This is a genomic window from Actinomadura physcomitrii, from assembly GCF_008923205.2.
GTDB lineage: Bacteria > Actinomycetota > Actinomycetes > Streptosporangiales > Streptosporangiaceae > Spirillospora > Spirillospora physcomitrii.
Genome location: NZ_WBMS02000082.1, coordinates 1 through 13,017 on the forward strand (window position 1 = coordinate 1; position 13,017 = coordinate 13,017).

12 protein-coding genes and 1 pseudogene are annotated in these 13,017 nt (G+C 72.1%); 8 read left to right on the forward strand and 5 right to left on the reverse strand.

Annotated features, from left to right (window positions below; translation table 11 throughout):
• Positions 1 to 315 precede the first annotated feature (315 nt).
• Positions 316 to 1,071 (reverse strand): XRE family transcriptional regulator, encoded by a 756-nt coding sequence (locus F8568_RS45940; protein WP_151600477.1) that lies wholly within the window; start codon positions 1,069 to 1,071, stop codon positions 316 to 318.
• 68 nt (positions 1,072 to 1,139) lie between these two features.
• Here F8568_RS45940 and F8568_RS50870 point away from each other — a divergent pair, with 68 nt between their 5' ends.
• Together F8568_RS50870 and F8568_RS50875 are read left to right on the forward strand one after the other, a co-directional pair.
• Positions 1,140 to 1,298, forward strand: a complete 159-nt coding sequence (locus F8568_RS50870; RefSeq protein WP_160574030.1) for a hypothetical protein — start codon at positions 1,140 to 1,142, stop codon at positions 1,296 to 1,298.
• Entirely contained in the window at positions 1,295 to 1,705 is a 411-nt protein-coding gene (locus F8568_RS50875; RefSeq protein WP_160574031.1) for an ATP-binding protein, read from the forward strand. The genes F8568_RS50870 and F8568_RS50875 overlap by 4 nt, the downstream gene beginning before the upstream one ends.
• A gap of 562 nt (positions 1,706 to 2,267) precedes the next feature.
• On the opposite strand, the gene F8568_RS45955 is transcribed toward F8568_RS50875, so the two are convergent.
• Complete coding sequence (locus F8568_RS45955; protein ID WP_328601327.1) at positions 2,268 to 3,443, reverse strand: sensor histidine kinase; 1,176 nt, start codon at positions 3,441 to 3,443, stop codon at positions 2,268 to 2,270.
• A 118-nt stretch (positions 3,444 to 3,561) separates the two neighbouring features.
• On the opposite strand from F8568_RS45955, the gene F8568_RS45960 reads away from it, so the two are divergent.
• Genes F8568_RS45960 through F8568_RS45975 form a run of 4 tightly spaced genes read left to right on the forward strand, consistent with a single transcriptional unit; the run spans position 3,562 to position 6,146 of the window.
• Positions 3,562 to 4,464 carry an ABC transporter ATP-binding protein gene (locus F8568_RS45960; RefSeq protein ID WP_202126162.1) on the forward strand — a complete coding sequence of 301 codons (903 nt, stop codon included), beginning with the start codon at positions 3,562 to 3,564 and terminating at the stop codon, positions 4,462 to 4,464.
• Positions 4,461 to 5,315 carry an ABC transporter permease gene (locus tag F8568_RS45965; protein WP_202126163.1) on the forward strand — a complete coding sequence of 285 codons (855 nt, stop codon included), beginning with the start codon at positions 4,461 to 4,463 and terminating at the stop codon, positions 5,313 to 5,315. Before F8568_RS45960 ends, F8568_RS45965 begins: the two co-directional genes overlap by 4 nt.
• A 25-nt stretch (positions 5,316 to 5,340) precedes the next feature.
• On the forward strand, positions 5,341 to 5,586 hold the full coding sequence (locus F8568_RS45970; RefSeq protein WP_151600480.1) for a helix-turn-helix transcriptional regulator: 246 nt from the start codon (positions 5,341 to 5,343) through the stop codon (positions 5,584 to 5,586).
• Positions 5,586 to 6,146, forward strand: a complete 561-nt coding sequence (locus F8568_RS45975; RefSeq protein ID WP_151600481.1) for a hypothetical protein — start codon at positions 5,586 to 5,588, stop codon at positions 6,144 to 6,146. Before F8568_RS45970 ends, F8568_RS45975 begins: the two co-directional genes overlap by 1 nt.
• Here F8568_RS45975 and glgP read toward each other — a convergent pair.
• The 3 genes from glgP to F8568_RS45990 form a co-directional block, all read right to left on the reverse strand.
• Positions 6,143 to 8,791 carry an alpha-glucan family phosphorylase gene (gene glgP / locus F8568_RS45980; protein WP_151600482.1) on the reverse strand — a complete coding sequence of 883 codons (2,649 nt, stop codon included), beginning with the start codon at positions 8,789 to 8,791 and terminating at the stop codon, positions 6,143 to 6,145. The genes F8568_RS45975 and glgP overlap by 4 nt on opposite strands.
• A 55-nt stretch (positions 8,792 to 8,846) precedes the next feature.
• Positions 8,847 to 9,356, reverse strand: a complete 510-nt coding sequence (locus tag F8568_RS45985) for a VanZ family protein (RefSeq protein ID WP_151600483.1) — start codon at positions 9,354 to 9,356, stop codon at positions 8,847 to 8,849.
• A 117-nt stretch (positions 9,357 to 9,473) separates the two neighbouring features.
• The gene (locus F8568_RS45990) at positions 9,474 to 10,490 is read right to left on the reverse strand and encodes a phage baseplate protein (RefSeq protein WP_151600484.1); all 1,017 of its coding nucleotides are present in this window, start codon (positions 10,488 to 10,490) and stop codon (positions 9,474 to 9,476) included.
• Between the two features lie 228 nt (positions 10,491 to 10,718).
• On the opposite strand from F8568_RS45990, the gene F8568_RS45995 reads away from it, so the two are divergent.
• Both F8568_RS45995 and F8568_RS46000 read left to right on the forward strand, forming a co-directional pair.
• Entirely contained in the window at positions 10,719 to 12,737 is a 2,019-nt protein-coding gene (locus tag F8568_RS45995) for an alpha-1,4-glucan--maltose-1-phosphate maltosyltransferase (protein WP_151600485.1), read from the forward strand.
• Positions 12,738 to 12,799: 62 nt separating this feature from the next.
• A pseudogene (locus F8568_RS46000) lies at positions 12,800 to 13,017 on the forward strand (trehalose synthase); the annotation flags it as partial.

Consider the following 13,017-nt stretch of genomic DNA (forward strand, 5'->3'; position numbering starts at 1 on the left):
GTTTCAACGGATGAAGACCTGGAAAGCCTCGCGAGACCCCGACTACGGGGCCAAGAAGGTTCGCGTCGAGCACCTGTACGCCATCGCCGACGGCGAGGTCCGCCCGGAGTCCGGCGAACCCGAAGTGATCTTCTGCCTGGACTCCCGCACTCCCACCGTCGAACTCAACTGCCGACGTCCACCGCCGGCCCCGCCCGACCTGAGCAGGCGGCCGCGCTGCCACCTCTATGTTTCCCTGCCCGCCCCGACACCGATCCTTGCAGCCGCCCCCAAGGCAGACGCTCGACCTGCGGGAGCCCTCACGTCAGCGCACGGTCAGGACCCGGCCGGCTCCGTTACCGGGCGCCCGGAGTTCCACAGTTCGGCGACGTGCCCGGCAAACCGGTCGTACATCCCGTCTTCCTGACACCGCCGAATATGGAACATGGGCGAGTCGTGTCCCACCAGATGGGCCAAGTGCGGTGTCACCAGCATTTCCTCATCGAACACGAAGACGCTCATGGCCACGTGGTCATCGCTGTAACGCGCTTCTATCCCCGGCGAATCCGCTAGTTTCGACAACTCGTCCAGGGTGATCTTGATGCGCGTCCCGACCGTGAGCGGAACGGCTTCGAGTTCCTCACGCCTGCGCGTGACCTCACTGTCAGGGTCGCCGATCAAAAACCGTACGCGGCAACCTCGTTCGGCCTTACGGCGGAGTGCGGACCGCAGGTTGGGAATCTCCAGCCACAGGAAGTAGTTGGTGTAACCGGCGAAGGTCAGCTCCTTGCCGGCGTCGCCGATGAGACGGCGCCAGACCGACTTCGGGCACGCGGACCGGTAGGGGTACACCGCGATGACCTCGCGATCCACCCCGGTCTTCACGTTCTTCCTGACGGCATCAGGCCAGAGCACGTTCTCATCCACCCCCAAAACGCTCGATGCGGCCCAGCGGTGCGGAGGGTGCGGCATACGCCCTTCATCGGCCGCCCATCGGCTCACCGTCTTCACATCCACTCGACACGCTTCCGCGAGTTCCTGCTCTGTCAGTCTTGCATCGCTCATGGCCTGCCGTAGTGCGTCGTTGCCCACAACGACCTCTCTGCGCCGGACGTCTGGAACGGGGGTCGGTCCTGTATCTGGACCGGACGGCGGAGCCGGTGCTTTCGGTTCCGGTCGTGGCGCGGCGGCGGTCGTTGGGGGTGCTCGCCGTCCAGGAGCACGGCGGCGGGTGGGCCTACGTCTGGGGTGCGGCGGGCCGGATGCCGGTCGGCTCGGTTCTGGCGGTGGCCCGGCAGATCGCCGAGGTCGGCCGGTGATCGTCTGGGAGGACGTGCGCACCGAGCGGATCTCCTCGCCCAGGGTGCTGGACGTACGGGACGTCCGGGCGCTCGTGCGGCGGATGCTGGCCGACTCGGCGGACCGCTTCGACCTGCGGGACGTGGATCTGATGGTCTGCGAGATCGTCACCAACGCCGTCCGGTACAGCGCCAGCGGCACGCCCGGCGGCGGGGTGTGGGTGACGGCGCTGGTATCGTCCGTGCGACTGCGGGTCGAGATTCAGGACGACGGCGGCTCGGACGGGCGTCCGGCGATTCCGGCGCAGTGCGCGGGGTGGGCCGAGTCGGGCCGGGGCCTGCTGGTGGTGGCCGGGTTCGCGGACCGATGGGGAGTCCTCGCGGGACGCGGCGGCTCGTCCACCGTCTGGTTCGAGGTGGCTCGGTGAGGCGTGCCCGGGCGTCGTTGCGACGGCGAGTGGTGGTGGCGGTATGGCGGGCTCTCGGACCTGGCGGGGCCCGTCCCTCGGAGGTTCCGGAAGCGGTGTTCTTGTTCGCCGGGCTGACTCCCCAGGCACGCAGTGCGTTGGAGGCCCTTCCCGGGGAGGCTCGAACCTGGCGGGCGCTGGCCCGCAGGGAAGCTGCCCACGCGGGAAAGCGGGCACGGGACGGTCGCGTTTGGGACGCCGGGGTTTGCGCGGGACGAGCGCACGCTTACCGGGCGGCGGCCGCCCAGCTCGAAGAGCTGCTCATGGAGTCGCTCCAGTTGTGGGAGCAGTACGAGCGCCAGGTCGGCCCGGCGGGCTGAAGCGTCGACGGCGGCGTGTTGCTGTCATCCGAGGGCGGCTGGCAGCGACACGCCGCCGTCAACATGGCCAGGAGTCAGCCGTAGTGGCGGCCAGTGCAGGCGATGTCGCCGGCGAGGGTGGCGCAGATGCCGAGGAGGCCGACGATCTCGGCGTAGTCGGTGGAGGTGAACTCGGTGGTGCGGGAGGCGGTCAGGGCGGCGTGTCAGGTGGGGAGGGTGGCGCGGACGGTGAAGCCGCCGCCGGGGCGGGGCTCGGCGTCGAGGGTGCCGCCGAGGGCCTCGGCGCGGTCGCGCATGCCGCGGATCCCGGAGCCGGTGCCGGTCGGGGCCGGTGCGGCGGTCCCGCCGCCGTCGTCCTCGACGGTGACGGTGACCTCGCCGGCGCCGTAGCGGACGCGGACGACGGCCGCCGAGGCGCCGGAGTGCCGGGTGACGTTGGTGAGGGCCTCCTGGACGATCCGGTACGCGGCGTGGTCGGCGCCCGGGGGCAGGGGGCGGGGCGTGCCCTCGGTCTCGGTGCGGACGGTGAGGCCGGCGGCGGTAGTGCCGGCGGTGAGCTCGTCGAGCCGGGCGAGGCCGGGCGGGGCGTCCGGCAGGGGGGCGTCGACCTGGCGCAGCACGCCGAGGGTGGCGCGCAGCTCGCGGAGGCTGTCCTTGCTGGCGTCCTTGATGGCGGTGAGCGCCTCGCCGGCCCGGCCGGGCTCGCGCTGCAGGACGTGGAGCGCGGCGGTGGCCTGGACGTGGATCAGCGAGATGTTGTGGCCGAGCGCGTCGTGCAGCTCGCGGGCGATGCGGAGCCGTTCCTCGCTGGCGCGGCGGCGGGCCTCCGCCTCGCGGGAGCGTTCGGCGGCGGCGAGGCGCCGCTCGGCCTCGCGCAGGTAGGCGCGCCGGTTGCGGGCGAAGCCGCCGATGGCGATGACGGCGACGAACCAGCCGGCGAGCAGGAAGGTCGCGGCGTCGGCGAGGTGGTTGACCTGGTCGGCGTCGTTGCCGTAGAGGGTGGCGCCCATCGCGACGGCGGCGAGCGCGGAGGCGGCCGCGAGGTGTCCTTCGGCCGCCGCGGTGTAGAGCGCGATGACGAAGGTCATGATGATCGGGCCGTCCGGCTTGGTGAGCGGGTAGTACAGGCCGCAGGCGACGAGGGTGACGAGCGCCGCGGTGCGGGGGCGGCTGCGGCGGAAGGCGAGCGCGCCGCAGGCGACCGCGAGCAGCGCCCAGCCGTAGGCCGGGAGCATGCCCCGGTCCAGCGGGTAGGCGGCGATCAGCGCGATCGCGGCCAGGGCGGCGAAGCACGCGGCGGCGAGCAGGGCGTCGGCGCGGCGGCCGCGCGGCCACCGGAGCCCGGAGGCGCGGTCCCGGCTGAGGGCTGGTGCGCGCACGGCCCCATCCTGCCAGGGTTCCGCGTCTTGCGATCCTGCGACGAGATGTAGTACTTCTACTATTAACCGAAGTACAGTTGCAGCGAACGATCGAAGTTCCCGTACGGAGGAGGTGCGCATGACCGGTCCGGTGATCCGGACGCGCGGCCTGCGGATGCGCTACGGCCGCACCGAGGTGCTGCGCGGCGTCGACCTGGAGGTCGGGGCGGGCGAGGTGGCGGCGCTGCTCGGCCCGAACGGCGCGGGCAAGACGACCACCATCGAGATCCTGGAGGGGTTCCGGCGCCGCTCATCCGGCGAGGCGCGGGTGCTCGGCACCGACCCCGGCACGGGCGGCGCGGCGTGGCGGGCGCGGCTCGGGATCGTCCTGCAGGACTGGCAGGACCATCCGCGCTGGGGCGTCCGGCAGCTGCTGGCGCACATCGCCGGCTTCTACGACCGGCCGCGCGACCCCGACGAGCTGCTCGAGGTCATGGGCCTGACGGCGCAGGCCGGGCAGATGGCGTCGCGGCTGTCGGGCGGGCAGCGCCGCCGGCTGGACGTCGCGCTCGGCATCGTCGGCCGGCCGGAGGTCCTGTTCCTGGACGAGCCGACCGCCGGGTTCGACCCGCGGGCGCGCAACGACTTCCACGAGCTGGTCGGGCGGCTCGCCCGCGAGGACGGCATGACGATCCTGCTGACCACGCACGACCTGGCGGAGGCCGAGCGGCTCGCGGACCGCATCGCGATCCTGGTCCGGGGCGAGGTCACGGTCAGCGGCACCCCGTCGGGGCTGGCGTCGGTCGTGCAGGCCGCGTCGGAGGTGCGGTGGCTGGAGGACGGCGCGCCCCGCGCCGAGCGGACGCCCGATCCGTCCCGGCTGGCGTACGAGCTGCACCGGCGGTTCGGCGGCCCGGTTCCGGGCCTGGAGATCCGGCGGCCGACGCTGGAGCAGAGCTACCTCAACCTGGTCGGCGGTGCCGAGGCCGCCGCGACAGAAGCGAGCGCGGCGGAAGCGGGCGCGGAGAGGACGGCGGCGTGAACACCAGGCCGATCGGGATGGGGGTACGGCGGGGCTGGGCCGAGCACGTCCACTCGCTGAAGAACCGGCGGGAGTTGCTGACCGGCCTCGTCGCGACGGTCGGCGTCTTCCTGCTGATGGTCCGCTGGCAGGGCGGCCACGACGCGGAGGGCACGCACGTGTCGGAGGGCCTGCTGCTCGCGGCCGGGTTCATCGCGTTCTGCGTGTTCTCGACCGGGCTGATGAACCTCGCCATGATGATCGCCGCGGACCGGGAGGAGGGCACGCTGCTGCGGCTGCGGACGGTGCCGGGCGGCGTCCCCGCCTACGTCGTCGGACGGGCCGTGTCGGTGCTGCTGCAGATCCTCACGTACGTGGTGCTGATGCTCGTCGCGGGCGTCGCGCTGGTGGGCCTGGACCTGCCGGCCGACCCGGGACGGTGGCTGACGCTGCTGTGGGTGCTGGCGCTCGGGACCCTCGCGGTCGTCCCGTTCGGCGCCGCGCTCGGCACGCTGCTGCCGGGGCCGCGCAACGCCGCGAGCGTCCTGTCGCTTCCGGTGATGGGCCTGATGCTCGTCTCCGGGGTGCTGTTCCCAGTGACGTCGCTGCCGGAGCCGGTGCGGTGGGTGGCGCAGGCGTTTCCGCTGTACTGGGAGGGGCTCGGGCTGCGGTCGGCGTTCCTGCCTGACGCGATGCTCGCCGGCGAGATCGCCGGGAGCTGGCGCCCGCTGGAGACCGCCGGGGTGCTCGGCGCCTGGGCCGCCGCCGGGCTGCTGGTCGCACCGTGGCTGCTGCTGCGGGCGACGCGGCGGGAGTCGGGGGCGCGGCTGGCCGCCCGCCGCGAGCGCCGGGCCGCCCAGGGCGCGTTCTGACCGCCGGGTGCGGGAGACTGTGCCGGTGGCGGACGGTAAGGCGGACAAGGAGCACGTCCACAACCGGATCGCGGTGCTGCGCGCCGAGCGCGGCGTGTCGCGCCGGGAACTGGCGACGGCGCTCGGCGTCCACTACCAGACGATCGGCTACCTGGAGCGCGGCGAGTACAGCCCGAGCCTGCACCTCGCCCTGCGGATCGCCGCGTTCTTCGAGGTGCCGGTGGAGGTCGTGTTCTCGCTGACGCCCTTTCCCCGGCTGGGGAGCACGTGATGACGCCCGAGGGAGGGACGCCCGGAATGTGGGAAAGGTGGACGCGCCGCCGCGAGGAGGTGCTGCAGTCCGACCTGCTGCCGTCCTGGTACGCGACGCGGCGCCGGCGGCGCGGGCTCGCCGCCGCCGGGCTGGCGGGCCTGGCCATGATCTGGGCCGGGACGGTCGTGTCGTGGAACCTCGCGCCGAGCGACACCGCCATGTGGGTGACGATCACCCTGCTGGCCGTGTCGGTGCTGACGACGCTCCCGGTGATCAGCGCGCTGAACGTCGCGACGCGCGGGACGACGTCGCTGGCGGAGCGCCGGCTGGACGAGCGGCAGGTCGCCGAGCGGCTGCGCGCCTTCACGGTCGCGCACCGGGTCATGCTCGCGGTGCTCGTCGCCGTCGTGGTCGCGGTGCTCGCCGCCGACACCGGCCACGTCCCGATGGCGGCGGTCGTGGTCGGCGTCATCGCGCTGTTCGAGACGCACATGCTGCTGCCGCTCCTCGTCGCCGGATGGCGGATGCCGGACCCGCCGCCCGACGACGAGGAGGACGAAGAGGCCGAATACGCCTAACGCAGGTCGCCGTTCGTCATGCCGTGCGGCGCCGGCGGCAGCGCGACGAGCCCCATCTCGGCCCGCGTCGACAGCATCGGATGGCTCGGCACGACCCGGACGCCGTACCCGAAGGCGCCGCTGCGCCCGAGCGGGACCTCGCCGGTGCAGCGCAGCCGCCCGTCGCCCGCCGGCTCGGCGCCGCCCAGCTCCAGGTAGGCCGGGTCGATCAGCGCGTCGGCGTCGTCGACCCGGCCGTAGGCGACCTCGACGGCGATGTCGTCGGGGTCGAGGCCGCCGAGCGCGACGACGGCCTTCACCGTCAGCAGCGCCCCGACCTGCGGGCTCTCGCCGCCGTCGGACTCGACGTGCTCGACGGCGACGCCCGGCCACGCCTTCGCGACCCGCTGCTTCCAGCCGGCCAGCGCGCGGGCCCCGGCGTACTTGTCGGCGACCATCTCCCGCTCGGACGCGGCGGCCGGGGTGTACAGGTCCAGCACGTAGTCGCGGAGCATCCGGCTCGCGAGCACCTTCGGGCCGAGGGTGGCGATGGTGTGCTTCACCATCTCCAGCCAGCGGCGCGGCAGCCCGGCCGAGTCGCGGTCGTAGAAGGTGACCGCGACGTGGTCCTCGATCAGCTCGTACAGCGCGCCGGCCTCCAGCGCGTCGCGCCGGTCGGGGGTCGACAGGCCGTCGGCGGACGGGATCGCCCAGCCGTTCTGCCCGTCGTACCACTCGTCCCACCAGCCGTCCCGGATGGACAGGTTCAGGCCGCCGTTCAGGGCCGCCTTCATCCCGGACGTGCCGCAGGCCTCCAGGGGCCGCAGCGGGTTGTTCATCCACACGTCGCAGCCCTGCACCATGAGCCGCCCGAGCGCCATGTCGTAGTCGGGCAGGAACACGATGCGGTGCCGGACGTCCTCCCGGTCGGAGAACCGGACGATCTCCTGGATGAGCCGCTTGCCGCCCTCGTCGGCGGGGTGCGCCTTCCCGGCGATGACGATCTGCACGGGCCGGTCGGGGTCCAGCAGGATGCGGCGCAGCCGGTCGGGGTCGCTCATCATCAGCGTGAGCCGCTTGTAGGACGGGACGCGCCGCGCGAACCCGATGGTCAGCACGTTCGGGTCGAGTGCGTCGTCGATCCAGGACGTCTCGGCCTCGCTGGCGCCGCGCTGCCGCCACGACTCGCGGAGCCGGCGCCGCGCGTCCAGCACGAGCCGCTCGCGCAGGACGCCGCGGATCCGCCAGATCTCGCTCTCGGGGACGTCGCGGACCTCCTCCCAGCCGCGTCCCGACGCCATCAGCGCGGGGATCTCGCGGGCGGCCAGGTCGAGGATCTCCCGCGCCACCCAGGTACCGGCGTGGACGCCGTTGGTGATGGACCCGATCGGGACCTCCGCGGTGTCGAAGCCGCCCCACAGGCCGCCGAACATCTCCCGGCTGACCTCGCCGTGCAGCTCGCTGACGCCGTTGACGCGCTGCGCCAGCCGCATCCCCATGACGGCCATGTTGAACACGGTGCGGTCGCCGCCCGGGTAGTCCTCGGCGCCGAGCGCGAGGACGCGTTCGGCGGGGACGCACGGGTCCTCGTTGGCGCCGCCGAAGTAGCGGGCGACCAGCTCGCGGGGGAACCGGTCGATACCGGCGGGCACCGGGGTGTGGGTGGTGAACACCGTCCCGGCGCGGGTCGCCTCCAGGGCCTCGTCGAACGTCAGCGCGTGCTCGGACACCAGCTCGCGGATGCGTTCCAGGCCGAGGAACCCGGCGTGCCCCTCGTTGGTGTGGAACACCTCGGGCGCCGGGTGGCCGGTGATGCGGCAGTAGGCGCGGATGGCGCGGACGCCGCCGATGCCGAGCAGCATCTCCTGCAGCAGCCGGTGGTCGCCGCCGCCGCCGTAGAGCCGGTCGGTGACGTCGCGGGCGGCCGGGTCGTTGTCCTCGACGTCGGAGTCCAGCAGCAGCTGCGGGACGCGTCCGACGCGGGCCAGCCACACCTGCGCGTGCAGCTCCTGGCCTCCGGCGCCGGGCTCGGCGGCACCGGGCGCGCCGCCGGCGCGTCCCGCCCCGCCCGGGGGCAGGCCGATCGCGACGCGGACCGGAGTCCCGTCGGCCTCGCGCAGCAGGGTCAGCGGCAGCCCGTTCGGGTCGATCGGCGGGTAGCGCTCCAGCTGCCAGCCGTCCGGCGACAGCGATTGGGAGAAGTACCCGTGCCGGTACAGCAGCCCGACGGCGATGATCGGCACGCCGAGGTCGCTGGCGGTCTTCAGGTGGTCGCCGGCCAGGATGCCGAGGCCGCCGGAGTACTGCGGCAGCGCCGCGGTGATGCCGTACTCGGGCGAGAAGTAGGCGATGGACGACGGCGCGCCGGTCAGCGTCTGGTACCAGCGCGGGGCGGTCAGGTACTCGTGCAGGTCCTCGGCCGTGTCCTGGAGCCGGCGCAGGAAGCGCCGGTCCTCGGCGAGCTGCGCCAGCCGCTCGGGCGCGACCTCGCCGAGCAGCCGGACCGGGTCGTGGTGGACGGCCTCCCACAGCGCGGGGTCCACGGCGCGGAACAGGTCCAGCGTCTCGTGGTGCCACGACCAGCGCAGATTGAGGACGAGCTCCTCGAGCTGCCGGAGCGGCTCCGGAAGGACGGTGCGGACCGTGAATCGTCGTATTGCCTTCACGCAACGTCACGCTATGCAATGCGCAGCGGCGGCGCGACAGCCGGGAGGTGTTTCGTCACCTCGCGGATCGGTCGGCGACGAGCGCGCGGACACGCAGGAACGCCGACGCCGTAAGGGCTCCCGCGACCACGCCGAGCGAGTTGTACGCCATGTCGCCGGGATCGCATTCGCGTCCTGGATCAAGAGTTTGCAGGAATTCGACCAGAACGAACCCCGCCGAGAAGGCCGCGGGCGCCGCGACGGGCCGCCGCGACACCAGCACCCCCAGGAAACCCAAAGGTACCCATAAGGCAACATTCATGACGTCCTCCAGGCCGCGCGATCCGAAGATCCGCAGCGACCAGGCGACGTCGGACACCGGGGTCGCGACGCAGTGCCCCAGCCGGCCGCCCGCGCCCGCCGCGACGGTCGTCGGCAGCGTGATCGCCAGCACCAGGCCCGTCCACGCCAGCAGCGCCAGGACCGGCAGCGGGGGCCGGCCCGTCCGCCGCGCGACCGGCCGCCACAGCAGCGCCACCGCCACCGCGATCAGCGCCCACAGCACCAGCGGACGCACCAGCTCCATGGGCACATGATCGGGCACGCCGGTTCAACGATCCGCCGCGCCGCCGAGTTCGCGGCGCGGCGGCAACGAGCGGTCAAGATCCGCCCAGCGGCGGCTCAGCCCTGCGCGGGGCGCCGGTCAGGCCAGGTCCTTCTTGTAGAAGAGGTTGGCCTGGCGGGCGCCGGACGAGCCGGAGGCGAAGCCGAGGAACAGCCGCAGCTGCGTGCCCGCCTTGTAGATCGCGAGGCCTTCGGGCTCCCGGTAGCTCAGCGTCGAGCCCGCCTGGGTGAACACGGGCTTGCCGACGAGCTTGCCGGTGTTGAGGTCGACGGCGGAGATGTAGGAGTTGCCGGGCTTGGGGTTGGACGCGCTGTAGGCCGTGCCGTTGAACAGGTACAGGTACCGCCCGTACAGCGTGTAGCCCTGGAAGTCCTGCTTGACGGTGGCGGGCTGGGCGATGTCGACGAGCCTCGCGCCGTAGTTGCGGGCCTTGAGGTCCGACAGCTTCCAGACCGCGATGCGGAACTTGCCGTCCTTCTTGTACCGCATCGCGATCCGGTTGTTGATCGGGTCGATCGCGGGCGTCACGTTGGACTGGCCGGACACCGGCGTGTACTTGGTGAGTCCGGATGACGAGTTCGTGACGGTGCCCTTGTTGACGAATTTAAAGCGGCCGATGTTCTTGCCGCGCGTCGTGACCTTGCCGTCGGAGTCGGTGTACTTGACCGCGTCCGTCTCCGTCCACAGGTAGGCGGACGAGCCCGACGGCTCCACGCCGATGGAGACGCCGTGCCCGAAGCCCTTGAGGTGCATGTAGCCGAGCTTCTTGCCGGAGAAGTCGAGCTGGGTGACGGTGAGGTCGCCGCGGGCGTCGGAGCCGGACGCGCCGGACACCTGCGCGACGTAGAGGCGCTTGTTCACGGAGTCGAACCCGAACGCCTGCATGACGGTGCCGTCCTGCAGGTTCTTGTGCCGCCACAGGTCGTAGGACGGTTTGCCGAGGTCGAAGCGGGCGGACGAGGGGAGGCTCGCGGCCAGCGCCGCGTTGAGCCGTGCCGTCTTGTCGCGCGCCGTGCCGCCGCCGTGCGCCGAGCACGCCCCCAGGGCGAGCGCCCCGGCCATCGCCGCCGCTGCCGCCTTCACCGGTCGCCGCATATCCGTCACTCCCCGTTCCGCCGGTCTTGATCAAGTCGGACCGACCGTACCGGGTGGGACGGTCCGGCGTCATCCGGACGCCGTCCGTGACGCCGGAAAAGTTCGTTACCGGGCCGGTCGCGGAGCGTTGCCGGGAAGGTCGCGCAAAGTTATCGGAAACTCGATGACGGCCCGCGCCGCATCCCGGGCATGGACGTTTCGGGAGTGTCGAACGGGTAGGGGAGCCACATGCAGGTCGAGTCCGGAACCTCCACGCTCACCGGTATTCCGAGGCTCGGGCGGATCCCGATCCTGGACGTCGCGCCGGTGGTCGGCGGCGGGCGATGGCCGGCGAAGGCCGTGGTGGGCGAGACGGTCGAGGTCTCGGCGACGGTGTTCCGCGAGGGGCACGAAATGCTCGGCGCGGCGGTGGTGCTGCGGGGACCGGACGGCATCGAGCAGCCGGGCGAGCCGATGTCCGAGGTCGGCGCGGGCCTGGACCGGTGGGCGGCGCTGGTGACGCCGGACCGCATGGGCGAGTGGTCGTTCCGCGTGGAGGCCTGGGGCGATCCGATCGCGCACTGGTGGCACGACGCCAGGATCAAGATCCCGCGCGGCCAGGACGTCGAACTGATGCTCGCCGAGGGGGCGCGGCTGTTCGCCCGCGCGGCCGAGGCGCTGCCGAGCAAGGACCGCCCGACGCTGACCCGGCCGGCCGAGCGCCTCGGCGACGAGACGATCCCGGTCGGCGACCGGATGGAGGCGGCGGCCGATCCCGACGTGGCGGACGTGCTGGAGCGGCATCCGCTGCGGGACCTGCTGACGGTGTCGGAGTGGTTTCCGCTGGTGGTGCACCGGCAGCGCGCCCTGTACGGCGCCTGGTACGAGTTCTTCCCCCGCTCCGAAGGCGCCACCTTCGACCCGATGGGACGCCGCGGGCCGATGTCGGGAACGTTCCGCACCGCGATGAAACGCCTGCCCGCCATCGCCGACATGGGCTTCGACGTGGTCTACCTGCCCCCCATCCACCCCATCGGCACCAGCCACCGCAAAGGCCCCAACAACACCCTGGACGCCGGCCCCTACGACCCCGGCTCCCCCTGGGCCATCGGCTCGCCCGACGGCGGCCACGACGCCGTCCACCCCGACCTGGGCACCCTCGCCGACTTCGACGCCTTCGTCGCCTACGCCGCCGACCACGGCCTGGAAGTCGCCCTCGACCTGGCCCTGCAATGCTCGCCCGACCACCCCTGGGTCACCGAGCATCCCGAATGGTTCACCACCCGCGCCGACGGCACCATCGCCTACGCCGAGAACCCGCCCAAGAAATACCAGGACATCTACCCCCTCAACTTCGACAACGACCCCGAGGGCCTGTACACCGAAGTCAAACGCGTCATCCGGCACTGGATGGACCACGGCGTCCGCATCTTCCGCGTCGACAACCCCCACACCAAACCCGTCGACTTCTGGGAACGCCTGCTGGCCGACGTCAACCGCACCGACCCCGACGTGCTGTTCCTGGCCGAGGCCTTCACCCGCCCCGCCATGATGCACACCCTGGCCAAGATCGGGTTCCACCAGTCGTACACCTACTTCACCTGGCGCAACTCCGCCGAGGAACTCACCGACTACTTCACCGAGCTCACCGGCCCCGCCGCCGCCTACATGCGCCCCAACGCCTTCACCAACACCCCCGACATCCTCCACGAGTACCTCCAGCACGGCGGCCGCCCCGCTTTCGAGATCCGCGCGATCCTCGCCGCTCTCCTCTCCCCCACCTGGGGCATCTACTCCGGCTACGAACTGTGGGAGAACATTCCCGTCCGCCCCGGCAGCGAGGAGTACCGCGACTCGGAGAAGTACCAGTACCGCATCCGCGACTGGGAAGCCGCCGACCGCGACAACACCACCATCGCCCCCCTCATCACCCGGCTCAACACCCTCCGCAACGCCCACCCCGCACTCCAGCTGCTGCGGAACCTGACCTTCCACTACATCGACCAGCCGGAACTGCTGGCGTTCTCCAAACGGCACATGGACGACGTGGTGCTGGCGGTCGTCAATCTCAATCCGCACCAGCCGCGCGAAGCGACGGTCCACCTCGACCTCACCGCACTCGGCCTCCCCGACGACCCGGACCGCCCCTTCACCGTCCACGACGAAATGGACGGCGCGACCTACACGTGGCGGAAGGCCAACTACGTCTACCTGGACCCGCACCTTCGACCGGCGCACATCTTCACGTTCCGGAGCAGCGAGAGTTGAGCGGACCGAACGAACCACAGCCTCCCTCCCCGACGCCCGGTCCGACGCCCGGACCCGGCCCGGTGCCGAGGGACGAGCCCATCACCGAGATCCCTCCGGACGCGGTCCCGCCGGCGTCGGAACCCGTCCCGGACGCCTTCAGCCCCGAGACGCCGCGCGACCCGCACTGGTTCAAGACGGCGGTGTTCTACGAGGTGTCGGTGCGGGGATTCTGCGACTCCAACGGCGACGGCTACGGCGACCTGCGCGGCCTGATCTCCAAACTCGACCACCTCGAATG